Raw genomic sequence first — 12,900 nt, forward strand, 5'->3', positions numbered from 1 at the left:
AATCAAAGTAGTTCAAATGCTCGTACACTGCAGCGCTACGCTTACTTCATTAAGGACCCGTGCATGAAACTGATGATTGGCTTGGCCGTCCTGCTGCTGGTATCGGCGTGCACCTCCACCCAACCGGCCCAGGATTCCACCGCGTCCACCTGCCTGGCGGGGGGCGGCGCCATGAAGCAAGTGGGCAAGCTGCAGAGCTGGAAGTGCATCACCCCGTACAAGGACGCCGGTAAAGCCTGCACCGATTCCAGCCAGTGTGACGGTGAGTGCCGGACCAGCGTGACCACGCAGCCCGGGAATGCCCCGGTGACGGGTGCATGCCAGGCGGATAACGGCCGCTTTGGCTGCTCGGCCACCGTCGAAAAAGGCAAGCTGGGCCGTGCGATCTGCGTGGACTGAAAACCGGTCGGAGTTCAATCCTGTGGCGAGGGGGACTGCGCAGCAGTCCCTTCTTTTGGGGCCGCTGCGCGACCCAACGGGAGCAAGCGCCCTCGCCACAGGGAAGCATTTCAATCCGTTAGAAATGCGCCACATCCGACACCCGCTCATCCAGCACATCCCGCGCCAGGGCCCACGCCCGGTCGCTGGATTCCACCACCAGCAGCGGGTAGCCCCAGGCCTTGCCGAACATCACGGCGAACGGCTTCAGCGCCAGCCGCTTGGCGGCGCTCGGCTCCACCTGGATCATGCCTTTGACGAACGTGTGCAAGGCCTGTTTGTGTTTCTTCATCCAGATAGACGCCTGCTTACGCTCCTCGTGGGAGTGCTCGTAATTACTTTCATCCACAGCTTTTTCGTGCAGCAGCACAAAGGCTTGCCCCCGTGCCAGCAGGCCTTCGAAGAGCAGCAGGGCGTCTTCCGGCCCGCCTTCGTTAGGGGCGTCAAACACGATTTTCACCACAGGGAAGGTTGAGCTGTCGAGTCGCATGGCATTGCTCCTGAATGAGAGTGAATCTCACTATAGGACGTGGCCCACTGGACGGCATTGCACAGAATAGCCAGAATGTTTCGCAATTCAGCCAAACTGCGAATCTGCCATGAAGCGCCATCGTCTAGACATGCATGACCCCTCGATGGCCAGGGACGCCGACATGATCCCGCGTGCGGTGGTGGCGGTCGGAGCCACCAGTACCTCCGAGAGCTGGGAGCATGCTCAGCACGCGCATCGCAAGGGCCAGTTGATGTACACCTTGCGCGGAGTGATTCACTGCGAAATCGAGGCGGGTATCTGGATTGTGCCGCCCCAGTGCGCCCTGTGGATTCCCAGTGGCACTTTCCATGCCGCGCGTGGCGCAGGGGAAGCGGAGGTGTACTGCCTGTTGATCGACCCGGACGTTGCCGGCGCCCTGCCCCCGCAATGCTGCACCCTGGCGGTGTCCGGCCTGTTGCATGAGTTGATCAGCAAGGCGGTAAGCTTCCCGCCGTTGTATGAGGTGGACGGCGCACAGGGACGCTTGATCGGTACGCTGCTCGACGAACTGGCCCAGGCCCCCATCGAGGACTTGCACCTGCCGATGCCCCTGGACCCGAGGCTGCGGCGCCTGGCCGACAGCCTGCTGGCCAACCCGAGTGACAAAGCCACCCTCGGCCAATGGGCAGTGCGCATCGGCATGAGCGAACGCAGCATGACGCGCCTGTTGCTGGAGGAATTCGGTTTGAGTTTCGGCCGCTGGCGCCGGCAGTTGCACGTGATCCTGTCGCTGCAACGCTTGGCCAAGGGTGAAAGCGTGCAGCGAGTGGCCCTGGACCTGGGCTATGAAAATGCCAGCGGTTTTATCACCATGTTCCGCAAGGCGGTGGGCCAGCCGCCGGCGCGTTACCTGGCGGACCGCGCCGGGGCGTCGAGTGCAACCGCCGCACCCGCGGCCATTGCGTTGCACTCGGGTAGCTGATCAGCGCTGCACCGGAATCCGAATATCGCCGCCCCGGCACTGGGTCTTCACACTCCTCGGGCAGCCGGCGAAGCGTAGTTCCTTGCTCAGGCATACACGCACTTCGGACAACACCTTGCCCTTGCAGATCACCGCCACGCTGTGGTCGCCCATGGCCGGGTTGCTCTGGCGAAACAGCGCCTCGATCTCCCGCGCTTCCAGGTAACCCGGCACGTTGAACGGCTGCAATTGCTGCGGAATTTGCACGGTAGCCAGCGCCGCATCAGTGGCATCCAGGTAACGCGAAGCATCCAGGCCGCTGCAGGTGCCGTGCTTGGCCCACTCATGCTTGAGTAGCGCCTTGGTGGGGAACATCAACGCACCTTTGGCCATATCCTCCGCCGACAGCCGCGACTGCGGATCACACGACGCCGGCCACCCGCCCCGTGCGTACTGCGGCCACAACCCGTGCAGCACAAAGCCGTAACCCTTGCCCGAGCATTGCTCGTTGTCCGGGTGCGTCAGGCAAAAGGTCGGCGACCACGACAGCGACAACACATAGAAATCAAAATCCCCCGCCGGCCGTTGCTCCCGTGGTGCAGCCATCGCACTTGTGGCGATGACCAGCCACAACACCATCCAGTATTTCATCCATCTATTCCTTGAAAGTTTGATCACCAACCTGTCGCGATTAACCAGGATGGTAGGGATTGCGCTGCAGCACCTTGTCGAGAATCCGGTCGGTCTTCAACGCCTCGATTGCCAGCGAAGGATGCTCGCCTTCCCCGCGAATATGGGCGTTCATGGATAGCACATGATGCCATTGGATATGTGCATGGCACGGCACTTCGAGCACCTCGTCGACCTCGCCTTCAAGACGCAGCGGCTGGTCTTCGAACACCGCAAAGGTGATGCGACCTTTGCTGCCGATCAGCTCGACACGGTCTTCGCGGCGGTCCGCGACAAAGTTCCAGCAACCCATGCCCAGCGCGCCTGAACCGAAGGTCCAGCAGGCCGTTACGGCATCCTCAGCCGCATAACGACCTGCCTGTCGCGCGGTAAAGCCGGTGACCTCGACAATGTCCCCGGCCAGGTACTGGAACAGATCAAACCCGTGGCTGGCCAGGTCGGCGAAGTAACCGCCGCCGGCAATGGCCGGGTCGGTGCGCCAATTGGCGGCGCTGGCGTCCTCCAGGGCGGGCGGTTTGCAGAGCGTCCACGTGAGGTGGCGCAACTCACCGATGCGCCCGTCGCGCAGCCAGTCACGTACTTGCTGGAAACGCGGCAGCGAGCGGCGATAGTAAGAGACGAAAAGGTGCAAGCCGGCGCGTTCGAAGGTGCGCTGCATCAACGCGCTCTGCTCGGCATTCAGGGCCATCGGTTTCTCGACGCAGCAATGCTTGCCGGCGGCCGCCACCATCAGGCTGTACTCGAGGTGGCTGTCGGGCGGCGTGGCGATGTACACCGCATCCACTTCGGGGTCGTTGATCAGCGCCTGGGCGTCGGTATAGGAACGGGCAATGCCGTGGCGTGCCGCATAATCGCGCACAGCTTCCTCGCGGCGCCCCATCACGGCCACCAGCGCAGAACCTGGCGCTTTGTAGAATGCGGGTCCACTCTTCACTTCAGTGACACTGCCACAGCCAATCATGCCCCAACGTACGGTGCTCATCTGTTTTCCTCGTCCGTTTTCATCAATCGAGCAGTATCCACAACCCCACGGCCACGCGCCATAACCACTTAGCATGACAATTGCATTACACTTTTATGACACTCATCCCGCTGCGGGGGCACAGACGATGAAAATAAGGGCCACGGTCATTTGCGAACACGAGGGGCATATCCTCTTCGTGCGCAAGGCCAGATCAAAATGGGCGTTGCCCGGCGGCAAGGTCGAGCGAGACGAGCGCCCGGTCGGCGCGGCCGAACGGGAGCTGGAAGAAGAAACCGGGCTTAACGTGGACGGGTTGTTGTACTTGCAGGAGTTGAAGGCCAGCGACACGCTGCACCATGTGTTTGAGGCATCGGTAGTGAACATCGCCGAGGCGCGGCCGAGCAACGAGATCGTTGAATGCCAGTGGCACGCCTACGGCGCCATGGACGAACTGGACACCACCGACGCCACCCGGCACATCGTCAAATCGTTTCTACGTCGCCTGTAATTCAGCGCTCTGCCCGCTGTCCAGCAAACCTCGCTTCACCAAGCCATTGTGTTTCTGCCGTTCGACAAAGGATTTGACGAACGTCGCAGCGGCTGCATGCGCCACGGGTACCGCCATGGCTTGGTGGATGGTCATAAAGTCGTCTTCCACCAGCCTCCATTGCTCCGACGCCTTGGTCCGCAGGAAGTCCCGCACACCCGCCGCAGCATCCAGGCCTTGCTCGACAAACCAGTCCACCGCTGCCGCTGACGTCGGCGCGCGCACCAGTTCGGCCTGCTGCACCGTACGGCTCAGGTACAGGTCATAGGCGGCGCCCTGCCCCACGGCGATGCGTCGACCCGGTTCGTCCAGTTGTGCCACGTGGCTCAGTGCCGAATCGCTGCGCACCAGGTACGTGCCCTTGATCGCCACATAAGGCTCACTGAAGGCGATTTGCTGCTCGCGCACCGGCTCGATGGCCAGGAATGCCACGCGCCACACATCATCGGCCAACGCGGCGAAGACCTTGCCCGCCGCATCGAAGGTGATCAGCTCCAGGCTCACACCCAATTCATCGGCAAGTGCCTTGGCCAACGCGACCGAAACACCCTGGGGCTCACCGCCCGCGCCGCGTTGCGCCAATACCGGGTTGCCGAAGTTGATGGCGGCGCGCAGCACGCCATCGGGGGCCAGTTGTTGAAGTACCTGTTGGTCAATCATCGAGCGCTCCTTGACGGGTCCGTTGTACGGTTTGCGGACCACAAACGGCAACACGCCGCCGCGCTCAAGGTACCCAAGCGCGTGCAGCGAGTCGAGGCGTCAACAGTGCGGAGCGAGAACAGGCCGTGTTAGCAGGCACAACACAGCTCTAATGTGGGAGGGGGCTTGCTCCCGATTACAGTGGGTCAGTCGATGCATTTCTTGACTGACAGACCGTAATCGGGAGCAAGCCCCCTCCCACAGGTATTGAAGGGTGTCAGGCACCTTTGTGTAGCCGCGCCGCAGCCTCACCAAAGCTCGCCATTTCCGACGACGGAATGCGCTATGTCCCGATATATCACTCAGCACTAACCCACCGCCGCAAACCCTCTCCGCCCGGCCTTGATCTCGGTCCGCAACTCGCCAATAAGGTTTGAGATCGAACGAATACTGTCCAACCCCTCGGGCGATACACGCGTCAGCAACAGATCAACCCGCCCGGACACCGGCTCGAAGATGCGGATACACAGCGAGCCATCGGCGTTCACCGTGCAATCGCAGGCCAGCGGCAGGAAGCCCGAGCCCATGATGCGGTTGAGTTCAATGATGGAAATCATGAGAAGCACCCTTCCCAGGGCCTCACCCGGTAGTTGTGATGGAAACAGAGTAGATGAGCGTTTACAGGGTGTCGGAAGATTCACTCAAAAGTGATAGCCATGCCTCATTTCACCCGGAAAACGCCGACACGCTGACGTCAGAAAACCCGCCACACGACCTCCCGTCTGCCGCACCGACAAGCACTTGACTCCAACCGTGGATAAAAAGACGCTCTTGGCTTTTCGCCATCACTCCGAGCATCCCGCCATGAGCATCGATCCCCCGAGCCAGCCCGACAGTGACGTCTACAAAACACTGCTGGAGTCGACAAAGGCCATCCCCTGGCGCATCGACTGGCAGACCATGACCTTCAGCTACATCGGCCCGCAAATCGAAACGCTGTTGGGCTGGACCCCGCAAAGCTGGGTGAGCGTGGATGACTGGGTGGAGCGCATGCACCCGGACGACCGTGAATACGTGGTGAACTTCTGCGTGTCGCAATCGCGCGCCGGGGTGGATCACGAGGCCGATTACCGCGCGCTGACGGTGAGCGGCGACTACGTGTGGATTCGCGACGTGGTGCATGTGGTGCGCAAAGAGGGCGAGGTCGAGGCGCTGATCGGCTTCATGTTCGATATCAGCGAGCGCAAGAAGACCGAAGAACATCTGACGCGCCTGCAGAAACAACTGGAGGAATATTCGTTCCAGGACGGCCTCACCGGCATCGCCAACCGCCGCATGTTCGACACCGTGCTGGAACGCGAATGGGCCAGTGCCCAGCGCAGCCAGTTGCCGCTGTCGTTGATCATCCTCGATATCGATTTTTTCAAGCAGTACAACGATCACTACGGGCACATCAAGGGTGATGAATGCCTGCGCCAGGTGGCGCGCACGCTGTCGCTGGCGGCCAATCGGCCACGGGATTTCATTGCGCGCATCGGCGGCGAGGAGTTCGTGTGGCTACTGCCGGAAACCGACGCGGCATCGGCCAGGCAAGTGGCGCAGCGCTGCCTGCACTTGATCTGCCAGCAGCAGATCGAGCATGGCTTTTCGCAGGTGTCGAACCTGCTGTCCTTAAGCCTGGGAGTGGGCACCCATATCGTCACGCCGAACAGTGCAATGCTGGGGTTTGTCGAAGACGTCGACAAGTTGCTGTATCAAGCCAAGCGCAATGGGCGAATGCGTGCGGAGTTTGCCGAGATAGAGGCGTAACGCCGAGGGCAAATCGCGGGCAAAAAAAATCCCAAGTAGCTGATGGAAACTTGGGATTTAAAAATGCATAAACCGTGGGAGGTGAACGCCCGGCAATAATACCGAGTGTAAAAAGCGCTAACAAGATTATTTTAATCCTTTCATCGGATTAAAAGCATCGTAAGTCATTCAATAACCACACCTTTTTTAAGGTAGAGGCGGATATAAGTGCCACTTTTTGGTGCAAGTACCGCACACTATTTCCCCTCATAAAAAAGGGTTATTGATTACAACGGCGTAACACTTTTCGAAGACTGTTCGTTCAATTGCTTGCAGGGGTCGCTAAGTTCGACACTCTTGGACGAAGCGGCACTGGCCACCCGTTCCACTTGCCGACAAAGCACCAGATGCTCGGCAGACTCTTCACGCAGGCGGTCGACTTTGGCATTGAACTGCACGAAAAAACCCCCCAATACCCCCGCGATGCACAGCACCCCGAGCGATAAGTAGCGCAAGGCCTTGGAAGTTTTGGGTTCTGAGGAAGTCATGACGTTACTGCGCCCTGTTCTTCTCGTAGCGAACGTCATCACCGTCCACCGAAGCCACCACGCACCAACCCAGGCGCCGATAAAACCCATTGGCGCGGATCTCATTTCGCCCATCGGTGATCAGAAACAGTTTGTCATGGCGCTCAAACAACGCCGCCTCGGCGACCGCCATCAGTTGGCGCCCCAGGCCGCGGTTCTCGTAGGCGGGCAACACAAACATCGCGAACACCTCCCCTTCGCCCAGGTCGACCATGGAAAAGGCCGCCGGTTGGCCGTCCACTTCGGCGACCCATGCGCACGGTGCCTCACGGATACTGTCGGCCAGCACCTGCGGGGTGATACCCAGGTTGGTCATCTGTTCGCGGCTCAGATGGTTTTGCACCACCGAGGTGCGAATGGCGAAGAGCGTGTCGATATCGTCCTGTGTCGCCACCCGAATAAGCGTTTGCATACTGGCCTCCTTGATGAGGGCGCAATTGTATGCAAATAGAAACACAGGAAATGTCGTGGATTTGTAAAGCCTGTCCCCTTAAGAGCTGGCTTGCCAGCGAAAAACCCACAGGCACCGCAGTCATTCCGATTTCCCGCGCTATCGTTGACGACCTTCGCCGGCAAGCCAGCTCCTACGGGGGCGGTGTACCAGCAGGCGATACAACGGCAGGCACGCGGCTTGGATCAACACCATGCGGATAATTTGCATCGCCGTTACCAATGTCACCGCCAGGCCCAATGCCTCGGCGGTCAGGCTCATTTCCGGGGCGCTGCCGGGCATCATGCCCAGTGCCAGCGACAGCCACGGCATGCCCAACCCAGCCCCCAGCGCCCAGGCCGCCAGCGCCGTGGCGATCACCGAACCGGCCAGCAGCGACAGCACCTTCAACAGAAAACCCGGTGCGCGGCACAAGAAACCACGGTCAAACGCCGCGCCCAGCGCGCAGCCGATCAGCAACTGCCCGCCGCCACTCAGCCAACCGGGCATGCTCATCGACAGGTTATTGCAGCCCACGCCCACCGCGCAGATCAGGAACGGCCCGAACGTCCACGGGTTGGGCAGGTTGCAGCGTTTGAACGCCAGCGCAGCCAGCCAACCCATCGCCAGGATAAACAGCAGCCACGGCCAGATCACCGGCAATGGTGTGCGCACAACCGCATGAGGTACGCCCAGGGTGGCGACGGCAGGTACCGCCAACAGGATCAGCAACAGCCGGATACTGTGGGCGGCGGCAATGAAGCCGGTGTCGGCCTGGCGCTGGCGGCCGAGGTGAACCATTTCTGTGGAATTGGCCGGCATCAAGGCGAAAAACGCGGTATTGAAAGGCACGCCCCAACGCTGTAGGAGCAGCACCGAGCAAAGGGCCAGGACCAGCGTCAACAGGATCGCGATGACGATCAGCCCGAGATGGGCGGCCACTTGTTGCATCACCGGTAAGGTGAAATGGCAGCCAATGGCGACGGCAATAATCAACTGCCCGGCTTGGCGTCCGTGGGGAATGTCTGGCACCAGGCCGCCGGCGCAGCGGGTGATCATCACCGCGAGCAAAGCGCCGATCACCCAGGGCAACGGCCAATTCACCAAACTGGCGAGGTAACCGCCCACGGCACCAATGATCAAGGTAGCGAGCCAGTACTGGCGAAAATTTAGCATCGTGAAGAATCCGGCATGGAGAAGAATGCCGTGAGGTTATAGACTCGCCAGCATCACAGAAAATATCCATTTGTTAACAACATCATCACTATTTTTTATGTGAGCTTGCATGAACCTGAAAGCCCTGGAGTACTGCGTCGAGATCGCCCGGCAAGGCAGCTTTACCAAGGCCGCACAGGCCCTGCATGTGGCGCAACCGGCGCTGAGCATGGCGGTCAGCCGGCTGGAAGATGAACTGGGTGTTGCGCTGTTCAACCGGGCCACGCGGCAGATCAGTGTGACGGCCGAGGGCCTGGTTTTCCTGGCTCGTGCTGAAGCCTGCCTGCAGGGGCTGGCCGGTGCCCGTCGAGAATTGCAAGACCTGACGCAATTGCACAGCGGCGAGATCCGCGTCGGTGTGCCGCCGATGTATGGCATCCGGCATATTCCCGAGCTGCTGATGCAGTACCGCGCGCAGTACCCTGGCATCACGATGCACGTGGTAGAAGGCAGTGCCGATGACATCAGCCGGCGCCTGGCGATGCGCGAAATTGATGTGGCGCTGCTGGAGTCGCGGCGCGTGGATCCGGCGTGGCAATCGGTGGTGCTGGGCAATGATGAAATGGTGCTGTGCATGAGCGAGGCGCATCCGCTGGCAGGCGCGTCGTCGATCACGGCGCAACAACTGCAGGGCCTGGACATGCTGGTGTTCGATAACACCTTCCTGCAACGCCATCTGCTGGATGCCTTTTGCGCCAGCGGCCGGGTGCGCTACACCACGGCCCTGGAGAGTAATTTTGTGTCGCTGGTGATTGCCGCGACCCGCAGCGGCATGGGGATTTCTACCCTGCTGCGGTCGGTGCAGGAGCAAACACCAGGCATTGTCGGCGTGGCGTTTGAGCCAGTGCAGGTGATGAGCTTCTGCCTGTGCTGGCGTGGGCATGAGTATGTGTCGCTGGCCAATCAACGTTTTATCGAGACGGCCAGGCTGTTTTTTCACGAGAAGCTTTGATCACTTGCGCGCCACTTTGTAGCGCAGGCAATCCTGATAAAAACTCTGCCGAATCGCCGCAGGTTTGAGCCGTGAACCGCTGTCATAGGTCTGCTCGGTGATGCCCATGGCCATCATGTGCATCCACGGCTTGTTGAACTTGATGGTCTGGATCTTCTGCCGCGCGGCATACAGCGACACCCCCGACAGTTTGAGCTCCTGAGCCCTGGCGGCGGTGCCGGCGCCCCAACTGCACATGTACTTGTCACCCTCGCGCAGCTCCCGTGCCTGCACGGCAGCCGCGCCGCCGGCCAGGGAGCAGGCGATCAGCATGATTCCAACATTGCGCATTTGCTTCCCCACCTAACCACCTGAAAATAAAAGCGATTCTGGCGAGGATTTTGTTACAAATGGGCCATTAAATTGCCTTCTCAGGCCTAATAAGTGCGCACCGTCACCTGCAGCATGCGAGCCAGTTATGGGGAGCAGCCAGGGCTTATGCACTTACCACTGGTAGGTCGCGCTCGCTTGTACCGTACGCTGCGCGCCATACCAGCACCAGGAGTAGGACAGGCACGAAGCGACGTACTCTTTGTTCGCCAGGTTGCTAGCGTTCACCGCCAGGCGCAGGTTGTCCTTGGGGTTGGCAATATTCGCGATGTCGTAGTGCACCGCCGCATCGAACAACGTGTAGCCCGGCACTTTCAGGGTGTTGGCCGTATCGCCCCAGGACGACCCGACATACCGTGCGCCCGCTCCCACGCCGAAGCCCTTGAGCTGGCCATCGTGGAAGGTGTAGTCGGCCCAGGCCGAGGCCGTGTGGCGCGGCAAGCCGTAGGTGGTGGTGCCTTTGATCGGGATCGCCGGGCCTGTGCCTACATCGGTGATCGGCGCGTATTGCGTGGTGCTGTTGGATTTGCTCGCGCGGTTGTCCAGGTAGGCGTAGGCCGCAGTGATGTCCAGGTTGTCGTTGAGGCTGGCCTTGCCTTCCAGTTCGAAGCCGCGCGATTGCTGTTCGCCGTCCTGAATGCTGCAACGCCCGCTGCCGCACAGGTGGGTCGGATCCGGGTCGAGGGTCGGCACGTTACTCTGGCGCAGGTCGAATACAGCTGCGGTGATAAAGCTGTTGCTGCCCGGTGGCTGGTACTTGATACCGATTTCATACTGCTTGCCTTCGGTCGGTTTGAACACCGAACCACCATAACCGGTACCCGATTGCGGGTTGAACGACTCCGCATAGCTGGCATACGGCGCCAGGCCGTTGTCGAACAGATAGACAAGGCCTAAGCGGCCGGTAAACGCCTTGCTCTCCAGGGAGGATTTACTCTTGGCGCCGCTCAGCAGGGTTTTGGTGGTGCTGTCGGTGCTTGCCCAGTCATAGCGACCGCCCAGCAGCATCACCCATTTTTCCCACTTCATTTGCTCCTGCAGGTAGACGCCGGTCTGTTCGCTGCGCGAAGTGGCGTCCGTCTGAAAGGCCGGGGTGGCAACGGGCGCGCCGTAGACGGGATCGAAGATATCCAGGTTCGGCCCCTTGCCGTAACCCGCCTTGGTGTCGGTGCTGGTGTTCTGGTAATCGAGCCCCATCAATAACGTGTGCTGCAATGGCCCGGTGTCGAATTTGGCCTGCAGCTGGTTGTCGAGGGTGTAGGCGTCCATGTCCACATCAGTAGCAATGGTAGAACGGTTGGACGTGCGGTAATCCGCCTGCAGATTGCTGTTGTAAACGCTGCGGTAGACGCCTTCGGCACGCAGGTAACGCGCGTTCTGTCGCACGGTCCACACATCGTTGAAGTGATGTTCAAACGCGTAGCCGAGGGAATAATACTCGCGGTCGCTTTTCTCGAAATTCTTCTCGCCATCGTAGAAGTCCACGTCGATCTTGCGCCCGGTCGGGCTATTCAACACCGAGCCCCAGGCCGGTATCGAGCCGTAGGATGCACCCTTCGGATCCTTCTGAAAATGCCCGAGCAAGGTCAGCGAAGTCGCCTCATCCGGGCGCCAGGTGAACGCGCTGGACAGTGACTGGCGACGCGTCTCGGTGTGTTCGACCTGGCCGTCAGCGTCATCGAAAAGCCCGGCGACGCGGTAGGAATAAACGCCCTGATCATCAATCGGGCCGCTGAGATCAAAGGTGGTGCGCTTCTTGTTGAAGGTGCCGTATTCGACGCCCACTTCATGAAACGGCGTGTCCAGCGGCCGCTTGGTGACCATATTGATCACTCCGCTCGGCGTGCCCTGGCCATACAGCACCGATGCCGGGCCGCGCAGTACTTCAACACGCTCGAGGTCGAAAGCGTCTTTTTGCGGCAAGGCGTCACGGCTCGACGGTACGCGCAAGCCATCAAGGTAAGTCGCCGGGGAGAAGCCACGGATGGTTAATTGGTCCAGACGCGAAGCGGTGGCACCACGGGTTTCCGGGACCACGGCAGCGCTGTAGCGCAGGATCTGATTGAGGCTTTCGGCGTTCTGCGCACGCATCTGGTCTTTGGTCACCACCGAGATCGACTGCGGGGTTTCGATCAGCGCGGTGTCGGTCTTGGTGCCCGACAGGCTGCGGCTGGCGACATAGCCGGACACTGGCCCCGTGGGGCTCTCGGCCTGGTAGGCAGCGCTAATGGTGGTGGCCTGCAACTCCATGGCACCACCGTTATCCGGGATGACTTCCAGGCGGTAACGGTCGGCGGAGATCTTCTGCGCCTGCAAGCCGCTGCCGGCGAGTAACTGGGTCAGCGCCACGTCGGTGTCGTATTGCCCGCTCAGGCCATTGCTGCGCTTGCCGCGCGTCAGGCTCGCATCAAATGCCAGCACCATGCCCGCCTGCTCGGCCAGGCTATTGAGCGCCTGGCTCAAATCACCGGCCGGAATCTGGAAACGGCGCAAAGCGCTGCGGCTTTCTTCAGCGAAGGAAGACTGGACAGTCAGCAGCGGCACGGCGGCAAAGGCTATCGCCACTGACAAGGCCAGTGGATGCAAGGGACGAGCAAGGCGCGACATGGGAAATCCTGCGTAAGGGAGGTTCTATTAACCATGACGGCCATCTCGCAAGATCGGGCAAGGATGAGAGTGGTTTTTATTTGAGATTCTTTTCGACGGCTGTTCGGCGGCCTTTTCGCAATGGGTTTGATCGCCTTTTTGTGTAGCCCTTTGAGGTGCTTTTCTGCGGGGTTTTCCCGTACTGCGTCAGCCCATTCCGATTTTTCAAACCGCTCGTCCAGCCCCTTTTTGCTGCGGCAGA

The 12,900-nt window shown here is 60.4% G+C and carries 15 protein-coding genes; 5 read left to right on the top strand and 10 right to left on the bottom strand.

Annotation, left to right across the window (positions count from 1 at the left end):
- Positions 1-63 precede the first annotated feature (63 nt).
- Positions 64-399, top strand: a complete 336-nt coding sequence (locus ACR52_RS22215; RefSeq protein WP_053221256.1) for a hypothetical protein — start codon at positions 64-66, stop codon at positions 397-399.
- A gap of 118 nt (positions 400-517) precedes the next feature.
- Here the strand turns inward: ACR52_RS22215 and ACR52_RS22220 are convergent, their stop codons facing one another.
- Positions 518-928 (bottom strand): immunoglobulin domain-containing family protein, encoded by a 411-nt coding sequence (locus ACR52_RS22220; protein WP_048729506.1) that lies wholly within the window; start codon positions 926-928, stop codon positions 518-520.
- A 109-nt stretch (positions 929-1,037) separates the two neighbouring features.
- Here ACR52_RS22220 and ACR52_RS22225 point away from each other — a divergent pair, with 109 nt between their 5' ends.
- Positions 1,038-1,892, top strand: a complete 855-nt coding sequence (locus ACR52_RS22225) for an AraC family transcriptional regulator (RefSeq protein ID WP_048729508.1) — start codon at positions 1,038-1,040, stop codon at positions 1,890-1,892.
- On the opposite strand, the gene ACR52_RS22230 is transcribed toward ACR52_RS22225, so the two are convergent.
- A complete protein-coding gene (locus tag ACR52_RS22230) occupies positions 1,893-2,522 on the bottom strand; it encodes a ribonuclease T2 family protein (RefSeq protein ID WP_048729511.1) in 630 nt (209 codons plus the stop codon).
- A 40-nt stretch (positions 2,523-2,562) separates the two neighbouring features.
- A complete protein-coding gene (locus tag ACR52_RS22235) occupies positions 2,563-3,543 on the bottom strand; it encodes a Gfo/Idh/MocA family protein (RefSeq protein WP_048729513.1) in 981 nt (326 codons plus the stop codon).
- A 127-nt stretch (positions 3,544-3,670) separates the two neighbouring features.
- Here ACR52_RS22235 and ACR52_RS22240 point away from each other — a divergent pair, with 127 nt between their 5' ends.
- Positions 3,671-4,033, top strand: coding sequence for an NUDIX hydrolase (locus ACR52_RS22240; protein ID WP_048729517.1), 363 nt, complete (start codon positions 3,671-3,673; stop codon positions 4,031-4,033).
- Here ACR52_RS22240 and ACR52_RS22245 read toward each other — a convergent pair.
- Both ACR52_RS22245 and ACR52_RS22250 read right to left on the bottom strand, forming a co-directional pair.
- The gene (locus ACR52_RS22245) at positions 4,019-4,732 is read right to left on the bottom strand and encodes a transporter substrate-binding domain-containing protein (protein ID WP_048729519.1); all 714 of its coding nucleotides are present in this window, start codon (positions 4,730-4,732) and stop codon (positions 4,019-4,021) included. The two genes, ACR52_RS22240 and ACR52_RS22245, sit on opposite strands and share 15 nt — an antisense overlap.
- Before the next feature lie 347 nt (positions 4,733-5,079).
- Complete coding sequence (locus tag ACR52_RS22250; RefSeq protein ID WP_048729522.1) at positions 5,080-5,328, bottom strand: DUF1652 domain-containing protein; 249 nt, start codon at positions 5,326-5,328, stop codon at positions 5,080-5,082.
- A 247-nt stretch (positions 5,329-5,575) separates the two neighbouring features.
- On the opposite strand from ACR52_RS22250, the gene ACR52_RS22255 reads away from it, so the two are divergent.
- Positions 5,576-6,520, top strand: coding sequence for a GGDEF domain-containing protein (locus ACR52_RS22255; RefSeq protein WP_048729523.1), 945 nt, complete (start codon positions 5,576-5,578; stop codon positions 6,518-6,520).
- Between the two features lie 266 nt (positions 6,521-6,786).
- Here ACR52_RS22255 and ACR52_RS22260 read toward each other — a convergent pair whose 3' ends face one another.
- The 3 genes from ACR52_RS22260 to ACR52_RS22270 form a co-directional block, all read right to left on the bottom strand.
- A complete protein-coding gene (locus tag ACR52_RS22260; RefSeq protein ID WP_048729525.1) occupies positions 6,787-7,047 on the bottom strand; it encodes a hypothetical protein in 261 nt (86 codons plus the stop codon).
- 4 nt (positions 7,048-7,051) lie between these two features.
- Entirely contained in the window at positions 7,052-7,498 is a 447-nt protein-coding gene (locus ACR52_RS22265) for a GNAT family N-acetyltransferase (protein ID WP_048729528.1), read from the bottom strand.
- Between the two features lie 138 nt (positions 7,499-7,636).
- Entirely contained in the window at positions 7,637-8,692 is a 1,056-nt protein-coding gene (locus ACR52_RS22270) for an AbrB family transcriptional regulator (RefSeq protein WP_048729530.1), read from the bottom strand.
- Between the two features lie 109 nt (positions 8,693-8,801).
- On the opposite strand from ACR52_RS22270, the gene ACR52_RS22275 reads away from it, so the two are divergent.
- Positions 8,802-9,683: a LysR family transcriptional regulator gene (locus ACR52_RS22275; protein ID WP_048729532.1), complete on the top strand. Its 882-nt coding sequence runs from the start codon at positions 8,802-8,804 to the stop codon at positions 9,681-9,683.
- Here the strand turns inward: ACR52_RS22275 and ACR52_RS22280 are convergent, their stop codons facing one another.
- Positions 9,684-10,013: a hypothetical protein gene (locus tag ACR52_RS22280; RefSeq protein WP_048729535.1), complete on the bottom strand. Its 330-nt coding sequence runs from the start codon at positions 10,011-10,013 to the stop codon at positions 9,684-9,686. It lies immediately after the preceding gene.
- Between the two features lie 153 nt (positions 10,014-10,166).
- Complete coding sequence (locus ACR52_RS22285; RefSeq protein ID WP_048729537.1) at positions 10,167-12,659, bottom strand: TonB-dependent siderophore receptor; 2,493 nt, start codon at positions 12,657-12,659, stop codon at positions 10,167-10,169.
- Positions 12,660-12,900 lie beyond the last annotated feature (241 nt).

It is taken from the genome of Pseudomonas fildesensis (assembly GCF_001050345.1).
In the GTDB taxonomy this organism is placed as follows: domain Bacteria; phylum Pseudomonadota; class Gammaproteobacteria; order Pseudomonadales; family Pseudomonadaceae; genus Aquipseudomonas; species Aquipseudomonas fildesensis.